The following is a 12,577-nucleotide window of genomic DNA, read 5'->3' on the forward strand; positions in this document are numbered from 1 at the left end:
GCGTCAGCGCAGCTTCGGCGCGGCCTCCGCGATCGCCGTCATCAGCTTCTTCAGCACGTCCGATGCGGCGCGGCGGGCGGACAGCGAGGTGTCGGCCTTGAACTCGTCGAACTCGGCCCGGCCTTCTCCGAACACCCGCAACTCGGTGATCGCATTGCCCTGCACGTCGCTGATCGTGCAGGTCAGGGCGATGGTGAACAGGGTCGGCGGCCAGGTCACCATGCTGGGCGAGGACGAAGTCGTCACGATGATCGGCGTGGCGAGGTAGTTCAGCCCCTGCTCCTTGACCTTCGGGTCGGTCGGCCCGCTGACCCGCGTGACCTGAGAGAAGGATTCGGACAGCGCGATGTACAAGCCGGTCTCGAGGTCGCGATACGGGAAATAATTGACCTTGTCGCCGCCGCCGCCCGGCCCGGTGACCTCGCGCTGGCGGTCGGCATCGCTGATCGACAGGCCGATCTTCCGGTCGATCTTGGCCTTGCCGCTACCGGCCAGGCTGGCGACGTCCGGACTCAGCGAGATCGGATGCGCGCAGCCGGTGACCAGCACCGCCAGCAACAGCCCGGCCGCGAGCGCGCACTTGCGCGCGAGGAACCGAAGCGCGCTCACTTGATCGCCGCCTGGAAGTCGGCGTCCGCCAGCAGCTGGGAGACCAGCTTCTGCACGATCAGCGGGTACTGCTGCTGCGCCTTCGGGATGGCGATGCCACCGATGAATGACGATTCCCAGCTCGACTCGACTCGCTTGATCTTGTCGAATCGCTGCTGCCCGGCGTTCTTGACGATGAAGCGCGCCTCGATCTCGCCGCTGTTCGTCGAGATGCCGCCGGCGGCGATGTCATTCTTGAGCAGAAGACCGCTGATCTCGAGCTTGGAACTGGCATCCAGCTTGCCGGCCAGCACGAGTTCCTGGCGCAATGCGTCGGCCAAGTAGGCTGCATAGTCGCCACCTACGGGCGAGGCCATGCTCGAGCCGCGCAGGCTGATCGACTGGGCGCCGACGGCGCCGGGCTGGACGCTGAAGGCCCCCAGTGCCACCGGCGAGGCGGTCTTCTTGATCAGTTCGACGTTGTCCAGCGAAGGCTGGTAACGGGGCGCCTGCATGGCGCAGCCGCTCATCACGAGCACTGCGGCGACTGCCGCGACAAGACGGCAGCTACGGGGTTCGATCACGGTTCCTCCTCGGGTGGTTCTTGGTCGGTGCCCATCTGCGGGCATCGCAAAGATATCACCCGGATCGGGCGGCCGGGCTGCTCGCGATCAGCTCTCGATCCTGATGTTGCCGTCCTTCACGACCTTGGCCCATTTCGCCATCTCGGAACGGATGAAGGCAGCGAACTTCTCGCTCGTGCCGCCGCCGTCTTCGGCGCCGTAGGTCTCGAGCTTCTCCTGCACGTCGGCCATCGCCAGCACCTTGTTGACGTCCTCGTTCATCCTCTGCGCGATCGGCGCTGGCAGCTTGCCCGGGCCGACCAGGCCGTACCAGGTGGTGGCCTCGAAGCCGGGGAAGCCCTGTTCCTCCATCGTCGGCACGCCCGGGTGGCCCTTGGCGCGCTTGGTGCGGGTCTGTGCGATGGCGATCACCTTGCCGCTCTTCACGTGCGGCGTGGCGGCGGTCATGGTCTCGAAGCTGTACTGGATCTGCCCGCCCATCAGGTCGGTGAGCAGCGGGCCGCTGCCCTTGTACGGCACGTGGATCGCATCGACTTTCGCCTGCAGCTTGAACGACTCCAGCGCAAGGTGCTGCGCCGAGCCGTTGCCCGCCGAGCCGAAACTCACCTGCCCTGGCTTGGCCCTGCACAGGGCGACGATGTCCTTCACCGTCTTCGCCTCCTCCTTCGGGTTGGCGATCAGCAGGTTGGGCGTGACACCGACCAGCACGATGGGCACGAAGTCGCGTTCGACGTTGTAGTTCAGCTTGGGCTGCAGGCTGGGCGCCAGCGCATGGCTGTTGATGTGCGCCATCAGCAGCGTGGTGCCGTCGCTGGGCTGCTGCGCCACGTAGTCGGCGGCGAGCACGCCGGCGACGCCGGCCTTGGTCTCGACGATGACCTGCTGGTTCCACATCTGCGTGAGCTTGGTGGCGACCACGCGCGCCAATGCATCGGTGCCGCCGCCCGGCGGGAAACCGACGACGATGCGGATCGGGCCGCTCGGCCAGAGCTGCGCGAAGACGCGCGGGGCGGCGAGCGTGGCGGCCACACCGGCGGTGGCCTTGAGGATCGAACGGCGTTGCATGGGGGATGTCTCCTGCGTGGTGTTCTGTGGGGATTTCAGCTGGCGGCCTTCAACGGCTGTTGCTGCGAGTGCGACGCGAAGTACTCCATCGCCGCCTGCACGCCGCTGCCGGCCAGCGGCACGCCAGCGAGCTTCAGGCCCATCTCGACGCCGGCCAGCGCCGCCATCAGCGTCAGGTCGTTGCAGTCGCCGAGGTGGCCGATGCGGAACATGCGGCCCTTGACCTTGCCCAGGCCCGTGCCCAGCGACAGGTCGAAGCGTTCGTGGATCAGCTTGCGGATCGCGTCCGCATCCACGCCGGCCGGCGTGATGACGCCGGTGAGCACGGGCGAGTACACCGCCGCATCGGCGCACTGGATGGGCAGGCCCCAGGCGCGCACCGCACCGCGCACGCCCTCGGCCCAGCGCTCGTGGCGCGCGAACACGGCCTCGAGGCCCTGCTCGAGAATGATGTCCAGCGCCTCGCTGAGACCGTAGAGCAGGTTGGTGTTGGGCGTGTAGGGCCAGTAGCCCGTCTTGTTCATCTCGACGATCTCGTCCCAGGCCCAGAAGCTGCGCGGCAGCCTGGCGCCCTGGCTGGCGGCGAGCGCCTTCGGCGACAGCGCGTTGAAGCTGATGCCCGGCGGCAGCATCAGGCCCTTCTGCGAGCCGCTGATGGTGACGTCCACGCCCCACTCGTCGTGGCGGTAGTCGGCGCAGGCCAGGCCGGAGATCGAGTCGACCAGCAGCAGCGCCGGGTGGCCGGCGGCGTCGATGGCGCGGCGCACGGCGGCAATGTCGCTGGTGACCCCCGTCGAGGTCTCGTTGTGCACCACGCAGACCGCCTTGATGGCGTGGCCGGCATCGGCGCGCAGGCGCTGCTCGATCAGCTCGGCCTGCACGCCGCGGCGCCAACTCCAGGGCAGCCCGGTGGCCGCATCGGTGCCCGGCACGGCGAGGAACTCGGGCTTCAGGCCGAGCCGCTCGGCGAGCTTCTTCCACAGCGTGGCGAAGTGGCCGGTCTCGAACATCAGCACGGCGTCGCCGGGGCTCAGCGTGTTGACGAGCGCCGCCTCCCAGGCGCCGGTGCCCGAGGCCGGGTAGATGGCCACCGGATGGCGGGTGCGGAAGATCTGCTGCGTGCCGGCGAGCACCTTCAGGCCGAGCTTTCCGAACTCCGGCCCGCGGTGGTCGATGGTGGGCAGGCTCATGGCCCGCAACACGCGGTCAGGCACCGGGCTCGGGCCGGGGATCTGCAGGAAGTGGCGGCCGCTGGGATGCTGGTCGAGGGGGATCATGGAGCGCTCCTGGAAGCTTTCAGTTTTGCATACAAAATGCATTTGTCAAGCGAATTGGCCCTATAGTACCGGGAAAGCGCTGCCGCCGATTGCATACCAAGCCATGGCTGAGATCATTTCCATTCCCCGTCAGGTGCTCCACCAGGAGGTCGCGGTGCGGCTGCGCCAGCGCATCGTCGAAGGCCAGATCGCGCCCGGCGCCAAGCTCAACGAGCGTGAGCTGAGCGAGCTGCTGAACGTGTCGCGCACGCCGCTGCGCGAGGCGCTGAAGATGCTCGCCGCCGAGGGGCTGGTCGAGCTGCTGCCCAATCGAGGCGCGGTGGTGGCGCAGATGTCGGCGCAGGACGTGGCCGACACCTTCGAGGTGATCGCCGGGCTCGAAGGCCAGTCGGGCGAGCTCGCCGCGCAGCGCATCACCGAGGCCGAGCTGGCCGAGATCCGCGCGCTGCACTTCGAGATGATGGCCGCCTTCACGCGGCGCGACCTGCCCACCTACTACCGCATCAACGCGCAGATCCACACGCTGATCAACGCGGCGGCGCGCAACCCGGTGCTCGCGCAGACCTGGCGCAACGTCAACGCCCGACTGCAAGCGCTGCGCTTTCGTTCCAACTTCGACGAAGCGAAGTGGAAGCGTGCCGTGAAGGAGCACGAACGCATGGTCGAGCTGCTCGGCGCGCGCGATGCGGCCGGCCTGCGCGCCCTGCTGATCGAGCACCTGATGCACAAGCGCGATGCCGTGCTGGAGCTGATGAAGAACGGCCAGCTCGACGCCGGCGCCAAGGTGAGAGCATGAACGCGCCGCTGCCTCCCGGCGTGCTGACCGACCAGGCCGAGCTGGCACGGCGGCTCGCGCGCGAGACCGAAGGCGAGGTGCTGTTCGACATCGCCTCGCGCGGTCGCTACGCCACCGACGCCTCGATCTATCAGGCGATGCCGATTGGCGTGTTCGTGCCGAAGACACAGCGCGACGTGGCGATCGCGCTGCAGCTGGCGCGCGAGATGGGCGCCCCGCTGTTGCCGCGCGGTGGCGGCACCTCGCAATGCGGCCAGACCACCGGTGCGGCGCTGGTGATCGACTTCAGCAAGCACCTGCGCAAGCTGCTCTCGCTCGACATAGACGCACGGCGCACGCAGGTCGAGCCCGGCATGGTGCTCGACCACCTGAACGCGCAGCTGAAACCGCACGGCCTGTGGTACCCGGTGGACGTGTCGACCAGCGCGCAGGCCACGCTGGGTGGCATGGCCGGCAACAACTCCTGCGGCAGCCGCAGCATCGCCTACGGCAACATGGTGCACAACGTCGCCGGCATCGAGGCCTGGCTGGCCGACGGCAGCGAGCTGGCCTTCGGGCCGCTGGCCACGCTGGGCCCGAAGGAACGCGCCATCGCCGACTTCGTGCGCGGCCTGGCCGAGACGCTGGCCCCCGAGATCGACGCGAACTGGCCGACGGTGATGCGCCGCGTCGCCGGCTACAACCTCGACATCTTCCGGCCCAGGAGCGAGCGGCCCTACACGGCCGACGGCAGCGTCAACCTCGCGCACCTGCTGGTGGGCGCCGAGGGCACGCTGGCGCTGACGAAGAGCCTGACGCTGCAGCTCAGCGCCCTTCCGCGCGCCAAGGTGCTGGGCGTCGTCAACTTCGCCAGCTTCCACACCGCGATGGACTCGGCGCAGCACATCGTCAAGCTCGGCCCCACCGCAGTGGAGCTGGTCGATCGCACGATGATCGAACTGTCGCGCACCAACCCGGCGTTCCGGCCGGTGATCGAGGCGGCGCTGATCGCTGTCGGGGGAAAGTCGCCCGAGGCGATCCTGCTCGTCGAGTTCAGCGGCGACGACCGCAGTGCGCTGCTGAAGCAGCTGCAGGCGTTGGTGGAGCTGATGGGCGACCTCGGCCTGCCCGGCAGCGTGGTCGAGATGCCCGACGAAGGCCCGCAGAAGGCGCTGTGGGAAGTGCGCAAGGCCGGCCTGAACATCATGATGAGCCTGAAGGGCGACGGCAAGCCGGTCAGCTTCATCGAAGATTGCGCGGTGCCGCTGGTTCACCTGGCCGAGTACACCGATGCGCTGACCGAGGTGTTCCGCCGCCACGGCACACGTGGAACCTGGTATGCCCATGCCTCGGTGGGCACGCTGCACGTGCGGCCCATCCTCGACATGCGGCGCGACGGCGCCATGCGCATGCGCGCCATCGCCGAAGAAGCCGCCGCGCTGGTGCGAAAGTACAAGGGCGCCTACAGCGGCGAGCATGGCGACGGCCTGTGCCGCGGCGAGTGGATCGGCTGGCAGTTCGGCGCGAGGATCGACGACGCCTTCCGCGCCATCAAGCAGGAGCTCGACCCGGCGAACCTGTTCAACCCCGGCAAGATCGTCGACCCGCCGAAGATGGACGATCCGCGGCTGTTCCGCTTCCCGCCGACGTACCGGACCATCCCGCTCAGGCCCGTGCTCGACTGGTCGGCCTGGGACGTCCAGAACGACCCCGCCACCGAGACCACCACCGCGCCGGGCAGCGGCGGCGACCCCACCGGCGGCCTGGCGAAGGCCGTCGAGATGTGCAACAACAACGGCCACTGCCGCAAGTTCGACGCCGGCACGATGTGCCCGAGCTACCGCGTCACGCGCGACGAGCAGCACCTCACACGCGGCCGCGCCAACACGCTGCGCCTGGCCTTGTCGGGCCAGCTCGGCGGCGAGTCGCTCGACGGCGAGGCGGTGAAGGCCGCGCTCGACCTGTGCGTCGGCTGCAAGGGCTGCAAGCGCGACTGCCCGACCGGCGTGGACATGTCACGCATGAAGATCGAGGCGACTGCAGCATACAAGGCGCGCCACGGCCACACGCTGCGCGACCGCGTGATCGCGCACCTGCCACGTTATGCGCGCTGGGCAAGCCGGGTGCCGGGGCTGCTGAACCTGCGCAACCGGGTGCCGGCGCTCGCCGAACTGTCCGAGCGCTGGCTCGGCCTGGCAGCCGCGCGCAGCCTGCCGCGCTGGCGGCGCGACAACCTGCGCCGCAGTGCGCCGTCGTACCACCTGGCCAGTGCCGCAGAAGTGATTGCCGCCGACAAGGCGGTGGTGTTGTGGGTCGACACCTTCAACGGTGCCTTCGAGACGGAGAACGCTCGCGACGCCGTGCGCGTGCTGCAGGCGGCCGGCTACGCGGTGCACGTGCCGGGCCTGAGCGGCGAACCGCTGTGCTGCGGCCGCACCTACCTCGCCACCGGCATGGCCGATGAGGCGAAGGCGCAGGCCGGCGCACTGGTCGCAGCCCTGCGTCCGTTCGCCGAACGCGGCATCGCGGTCGTCGGTCTGGAGCCCTCGTGCCTGCTCACGCTGCGCGACGAGGCGCTGGCGATGGGCCTGGGCGAGGCGGCCCCGATCGTCGCGGCACAGGCGCTGACCTTCGAGGAGTTCCTCGCCCGCGAGGCTCGCGCCGGCCGCTTCGCGCCTTCGCTGTCGCCGGCCAACCGGCCGATGCGCGTGCATGGACATTGCCACCAGAAGGCCTTCGGCGTGATGCAGCCTGTGCTGGAGGTGCTGCGCCTGATTCCCGGCGCGAAGCCCGAGCTGATCGAGTCCTCGTGCTGCGGCATGGCCGGCAGTTTCGGCTACGAGGCCGAGCACCATGCGGTGTCGATGCAGATGGCCGAGCTCTCGCTGCTGCCGGCCGTGCGCGCCGCCGGCGACGCCTGGATCGTGGCCGACGGTGCCAGCTGCCGGCACCAGATCGCAGACGGCACGGGCCGCGAGTCGCTGCACGTGGCTCGTGTGCTGGCGGCCCATCTGGTTTGATCTGACGCATCCGACCCCGCAACTGCGAGGGGCTTACGTAGTTTCCGCCATGCAGGAGGTCGACACGCTGACCACAATCGCGCTGTCCGAACCTGACCCCTGCAAGGAGTAACCATGAAGCGCCTGATGACGGCCATGCTGGCCACCCTGACCGTGACGGCCGCCATGGCCGAATACCCGGAGAAGCCGATCACCATCGTCGTGCCCTTTGCCGCGGGCGGGCCGACCGACAAGGTGGCGCGCGACCTGGCCGAGGCGCTGCGCAAGCCCCTGCCCAACGCGACCATCGTGATCGACAACACCGGCGGCGCCGGGGGCACGCTCGGCGCGGCCAAGGTCGCGCGCGCCCCGAACGACGGCTACACGCTGCTGCTGCACCACATCGGCATGGCGACCGCGCCGTCGCTCTACCGCTCGCTGTCGTACAAGACGCTCGAGGACTTCGAGTACGTCGGCATGATCAACGAGGTGCCGATGACCGTGATCGGCAAGCCCACGCTGCCGGCCAACAACTGGGCCGAGCTGATGAAGTGGCTGGAGGCCAACAAGGGCAAGATCAACCTGGCCAACGCCGGCCTGGGCGCGGCCTCGCATCTGTGCGGCCTGCTGTTCCAGCAGAGCTTGAAGATCGACATGCAGACGGTGCCCTACAAGGGCACCGCACCGGCCATGAACGACCTGCTCGGCGGCCAGGTCGACCTGATGTGCGACCAGACCACCAACACCACCGGCCAGATCGAGGCCGGCAAGGTGAAGGCCTTCGCGGTGACGACCAGCAAGCGCCTGACCACGCCGGCGCTGGCCAAGCTGCCGACGCTGGACGAGAGCGGCCTGAAGGGCTTCAACGTGTCGATCTGGCACGGCCTGTACGCGCCCAAGGGCACGCCCAAGCCGGTGATCGACAAGCTCAACACCGCCCTGAAGGCGGCGCTGAAGGATCCCGAGTTCATCAAGCGCGAGGAAGCGCTGGGCGCCGTGGTGGTGAGCGACGCACGCGTCAACCCGGCCGAGCACAAGAAGTTCGTCGAGGCCGAGATCAACAAGTGGGCCCCGGTCATCAAGGCCGCTGGCCAGTACGCTGACTGACCCTGCTCGTTCGACTGGAAGGCCGCCCACGGGCGGCCTTTTTCATGCCCGCAACGTGATCGGAATGGTCACCGGCCCGTCGTTGACGAGGTGCACCTGCATGTCGGCGCCGAACTCGCCGCACTCGACCTGCGGGTGCGAGGCACGCGCGGTGGCCAGCACGCGTTCGTAGAGCCGCCGGCCGAGTTCGGGGCCGGCCGCGGCGCTGAAGCCGGGCCGGTTGCCGCTGGAGACATCGGCTGCGAGCGTGAACTGGCTGACCACCAGCAGGCCGCCGCCGATGTCGGCGACGCTGCGGTTCATCTTGCCGGCTTCGTCGGCGAAGATGCGCAGCTTCAGAACCTTGGCGACGAGCTTGTCGGCGATGGCGTCGTTGTCGTCCGGCTCGGCGCAGACCAGCATCAACAGCCCTGGCCCGATGGCGCCGATGACCCGGCCTCCGACTTCGACGCGCGCCGAGCTCACACGTTGCAGCAGCGATATCAAACCAGGTCCTTCGGGTCGTCGAAATGCGCCTCGACGTCGGTCGGCAGCAGCTGGATCGAGGCCCGCAGGCCCGGCACCGCGCTCATCAGCGCCTGCTCCACGCTCGTGCGCAGCGCCGCGGCGCGGCCCAGCGTCCAGCCGGCAGGCATGTGCATGTGCACGTCGACGAAGCGACGCTGCCCGGCGCGGCGCGTCACGAGGTGGTCGAAGCGGATGGTGTGGTGCTCGAACTGCGCCAGCGCGGCGTCGATCTGCGTGCGCACCTCGGGCTCGACGGCCTTGTCCATCAATCCGTCCACCGACCGCCAGGCCAGGTGCGCCCCTTCGCGCAGGATGTTCAGCGCCACGCCGATGGCCAGCAGCGGATCGAGCCACAGCCAGCCGGTCACCGGCACGAGCAGCAGGCCGGCGACGACACCGGCGGAGGTCCACACGTCGGTGAACAAGTGTCTTGCGTCGGCCTCCAGCACGATCGAGCGCTGCTCGCGCGAGGCGATCAGCATGCGCCAGGCGAGCACGCCGTTGAGCGCCGAACTCGCCACCGACAGCGCAATGCCCCAGCCGAGCTGCTCGAGCGGCTGGGGGTTCGCGAAGCGACCTGCCGCCGCCCAGATGATGGCCACCGCGGCGCCGACGATCAGCAGCCCCTCGAAGCCGCTGGAGAAGTACTCGGCCTTGGTGTGGCCGAAGGGATGGTCGTCGTCGGCCGGGCGCTCTGCGATCGTCACCATCAGAATGGCGAAAAGCGCCGACGCCAGATTGACGAAGGACTCCATCGCGTCGGACAGCAGGCCGACCGAGCCGGTGATCCACCAGGCGGCGGTCTTCATCGCGATGGTGGCCAGCGCGGCCGCCACCGAGAGCTTGAGCAGGGTCTTGGCCTGCATGGCCGGCCCGCTCAGGCGAGCGTGATCCGAGCGAACTTGCGCTTGCCGACCTGCACGACGTAGGTGCCGCTGCCGACCTTCAGGCCCTTGTCGCTGACCACCGCGCCGTCGATGCGCACGCCGCCGCCTTCGACCAGGCGCATCGCCTCGCTGCCCGAGGGCGCGAGGTTGGCCTGCTTGAGCAGCGCACCGATGCCCAGCGGCGCGCCTGAGAGCGACACCGCGGGGATCTCGTCCGGGATGCCGCCGCGGGCCCGGTTGGCGAAGTCGGCCTCGGCCGCATCGGCCGCCGCCGCGCTGTGGAAGCGCGTGGTGATCTCCTTGGCGAGCATCACCTTGGCCTCCTTCGGGTTGCGCCCGGCATCGACCTCGGCCCTGATCTTCGCGATCTCGGCCTCGCTGCGGAAGCTCAGCAAGGCGTAGTAGCGCCACATCAGCGTGTCGCTGATCGACAGCAGCTTGGCGAACATGTCGTTCGCGGGCTCGGTGACGGCGATGTAGTTGCCCTTGCTCTTGGACATCTTCTCGACGCCGTCCAGGCCCTCGAGCAGCGGCATCGTCAGGATGCACTGCGGCTCCTGGCCGTACTCGGACTGCAACGCGCGACCGACGAGCAGGTTGAACTTCTGGTCGGTGCCGCCGAGTTCGAGGTCGCTCTTCAATGCGACCGAGTCGTAGCCCTGCATCAGGGGGTAGAGGAACTCGTGCACCGAGATCGGCGTGCCGGCCTTGAAGCGCTCGGCGAAGTCGTTGCGCTCCATCATGCGCGCCACCGTGTAGCGGGCGGCGAGCTGGATCATGCCGCGAGCGCCCAACGGGTCGCTCCACTCGGAGTTGTAGCGGATCTCGGTCTTGTCCGGGTCGAGCACCAGGCTGGCCTGGCGGTAGTAGGTCTGCGCGTTGGCCTCGATCTGCTCGCGCGTCAGCGGCGGACGCGTGGTGTTGCGGCCCGACGGGTCGCCGATCATCGAGGTGAAGTCGCCGATCAGGAAGATCACCTGGTGACCGAGGTCCTGCAGCTGGCGCATCTTGTTGAGCACCACCGTGTGGCCGACGTGGATGTCGGGCGCGGTCGGGTCCAGGCCCAGCTTGATGCGCAGTGGCACACCGGTTGCTTCAGAGCGAGCGAGCTTGGCCAGCCAGTCGGCTTCCGGTAACAGTTCGTCGCAACCGCGCCGTGAAACTTGCAAGGCGTTCAGCACTCGATCGGTGACCGGATGCGAAGGCGGATGAGGTGGCTGGGACATGCGGCGACGTGGGGGGTTTTACGAAGAGAGGAGCGAGGCTCGCTCGGTATACTGCGGCGCGGTCTTGCACCGCCCCGAACGGCCGGCACACGCTCCGGCAGGCGCCACGGATTCTAGTGGACGCCTCTTGTGCAACCTGGATCGAAAACGAGCGCTCGCGTTCGGCACACCAAATTGAAATCGTTGGATTCCCTTGAACGCGCCACCGAGGCGACGCTGAGCCGGGGCTCGCGCATCGTCTCGGCACACCCGCGCACTCTGGCCGCCATCGTCGCCTTCTCGCTGGCCGGCTTCGGTGCGGCGGCTTACGGCATCGCCAGCCAGGGCCCGGACGCGTCCGACCTGCCCCGGCGCCTCGTGACGGAAATCGTCACCGGCGAAGACGTGTCGACACAACTGGAAGCGCTGGCCGGCCAGACGCTGCACCTGTACCGCAGCGACCTCACCCGCGCCGGCGACAACGCCGAGTCGCTCCTGTCGCGCCTGGGGGTCAGCGACCTCGAGGCTGCCGAATTCCTGCGCCGCGATGCGCAGGCCCGCAAGCTGCTCGAAGGCCGTCCGGGCAAGATCGTGCGCCTGGCCGCCACGCCGGCCGGTACGCTGGAAGAACTCACGGCACGCTTCGCACCCGGCGACAGCGCCTTGCTTGCCACCCATTTCATGCGCCTGCGCGTTGCCCGTGAGGCGGGGCAGCTCTCGGCGAGCATCGAGACCGTGCCGCTGGCCACCTCGGTGCGTCTGGGCAGCGGCACGATCCGCAGCTCGCTGTTCGCCGCCACCGACGAGTCCGGCATCCCCGATGCCATCGCCGTGCAGCTGGCAGAGGCCTTCTCGGCCGACATCGACTTCCACCGCGAGCTGCGCAAGGGCGACACCTTCTCGGTGGTGTACGAGACGCTCACGGCCGACGGCGAGCCGATTACATGGAACAACGTGGGCGGCAGGGTCGTCGCCGCGGAGTTCGTCAACAAGGGTCGCGCGCACTCGGCCGTCTGGTTCAAGGATGACGACGGCCGCGGCGGCTTCTACGACCTGAACGGCCAGAGCAAGCGTCGCAGCTTCCTGGCCAGCCCGATGGAGTTCTCGCGGGTGACTTCGGGCTTCGCGATGCGGCTGCATCCGATCCTCAACCAGTGGCGCCAGCACAAGGGCGTGGACTACGGCGCGCCCACCGGCACGCCGGTGCGAACGGTTGGCAACGGCACGGTCGAGTTCGCCGGCTGGCAGAACGGCTACGGCAACGTGGTGCAGATCAACCACGGCAACGACCGATCCACCGTCTACGCGCACCTGAGCCGCCTCGACGTGCGCAAGGGGCAGCGTGTCGACCAGGGCGACCGCATCGGCGCCGTCGGCGCCACGGGCTGGGCGACCGGACCGCACCTGCACTTCGAGTTCAAGCTGAACGGTGCCCAGCAGAATCCGATGGTGATGGCCCGCTCCTCGGAAGCCATCGAGTTGTCTGCGTCCGGGAAGCAGCGCTTCGCCGGACTCGCCCAGTCGATCCGCGGCCAGCTCGAAGCCGCCGGCAGCATCGGCGCCAGCGTCGCCGAGTAGGCGCG

Annotated in this window: 11 protein-coding genes; 4 read left to right on the forward strand and 7 right to left on the reverse strand. The window is 68.7% G+C overall.

The features are described 5' to 3' along the window. Window positions 1-3: 3 nt before the first annotated feature. The 4 genes from HZ992_RS17670 to HZ992_RS17685 form a co-directional block, all read right to left on the reverse strand. The gene (locus tag HZ992_RS17670) at window positions 4-609 is read right to left on the reverse strand and encodes a hypothetical protein (protein WP_209383131.1); all 606 of its coding nucleotides are present in this window, start codon (window positions 607-609) and stop codon (window positions 4-6) included. Beyond that, a complete protein-coding gene (locus HZ992_RS17675; RefSeq protein ID WP_245213091.1) occupies window positions 606-1,172 on the reverse strand; it encodes a hypothetical protein in 567 nt (188 codons plus the stop codon). Before HZ992_RS17675 ends, HZ992_RS17670 begins: the two co-directional genes overlap by 4 nt. Before the next feature lie 87 nt (window positions 1,173-1,259). Beyond that, window positions 1,260-2,237, reverse strand: coding sequence for a Bug family tripartite tricarboxylate transporter substrate binding protein (locus tag HZ992_RS17680; protein WP_209383132.1), 978 nt, complete (start codon window positions 2,235-2,237; stop codon window positions 1,260-1,262). A 35-nt stretch (window positions 2,238-2,272) separates the two neighbouring features. Then, a complete protein-coding gene (locus HZ992_RS17685) occupies window positions 2,273-3,514 on the reverse strand; it encodes a pyridoxal-phosphate-dependent aminotransferase family protein (protein ID WP_209383133.1) in 1,242 nt (413 codons plus the stop codon). 103 nt (window positions 3,515-3,617) lie between these two features. On the opposite strand from HZ992_RS17685, the gene HZ992_RS17690 reads away from it, so the two are divergent. The 3 genes from HZ992_RS17690 to HZ992_RS17700 all read left to right on the forward strand — a co-directional run bounded on the left by HZ992_RS17690 (window position 3,618) and on the right by HZ992_RS17700 (window position 8,395). Continuing rightward, window positions 3,618-4,310: a GntR family transcriptional regulator gene (locus tag HZ992_RS17690; protein WP_209383134.1), complete on the forward strand. Its 693-nt coding sequence runs from the start codon at window positions 3,618-3,620 to the stop codon at window positions 4,308-4,310. Continuing rightward, on the forward strand, window positions 4,307-7,309 hold the full coding sequence (locus HZ992_RS17695; RefSeq protein ID WP_209383135.1) for an FAD-binding and (Fe-S)-binding domain-containing protein: 3,003 nt from the start codon (window positions 4,307-4,309) through the stop codon (window positions 7,307-7,309). The genes HZ992_RS17690 and HZ992_RS17695 overlap by 4 nt, the downstream gene beginning before the upstream one ends. Before the next feature lie 114 nt (window positions 7,310-7,423). Next, entirely contained in the window at window positions 7,424-8,395 is a 972-nt protein-coding gene (locus HZ992_RS17700) for a tripartite tricarboxylate transporter substrate-binding protein (protein WP_209383136.1), read from the forward strand. Between the two features lie 42 nt (window positions 8,396-8,437). On the opposite strand, the gene dtd is transcribed toward HZ992_RS17700, so the two are convergent. Genes dtd through tyrS form a run of 3 tightly spaced genes read right to left on the reverse strand, consistent with a single transcriptional unit; the run spans window position 8,438 to window position 11,015 of the window. Further along, window positions 8,438-8,881: a D-aminoacyl-tRNA deacylase gene (gene dtd / locus HZ992_RS17705; RefSeq protein WP_209383137.1), complete on the reverse strand. Its 444-nt coding sequence runs from the start codon at window positions 8,879-8,881 to the stop codon at window positions 8,438-8,440. Beyond that, complete coding sequence (locus tag HZ992_RS17710; protein ID WP_209383138.1) at window positions 8,878-9,768, reverse strand: cation diffusion facilitator family transporter; 891 nt, start codon at window positions 9,766-9,768, stop codon at window positions 8,878-8,880. Before HZ992_RS17710 ends, dtd begins: the two co-directional genes overlap by 4 nt. 11 nt (window positions 9,769-9,779) lie before the next feature. Next, the gene (tyrS, locus tag HZ992_RS17715) at window positions 9,780-11,015 is read right to left on the reverse strand and encodes a tyrosine--tRNA ligase (protein ID WP_209383139.1); all 1,236 of its coding nucleotides are present in this window, start codon (window positions 11,013-11,015) and stop codon (window positions 9,780-9,782) included. Between the two features lie 174 nt (window positions 11,016-11,189). Between tyrS and HZ992_RS17720 the strand changes: the two genes are divergently transcribed. Beyond that, entirely contained in the window at window positions 11,190-12,572 is a 1,383-nt protein-coding gene (locus tag HZ992_RS17720) for a peptidoglycan DD-metalloendopeptidase family protein (RefSeq protein WP_371816749.1), read from the forward strand. Window positions 12,573-12,577: the final 5 nt, after the last annotated feature.

This window comes from Rhizobacter sp. AJA081-3, assembly GCF_017795745.1.
Taxonomy (GTDB): domain Bacteria; phylum Pseudomonadota; class Gammaproteobacteria; order Burkholderiales; family Burkholderiaceae_C; genus Piscinibacter.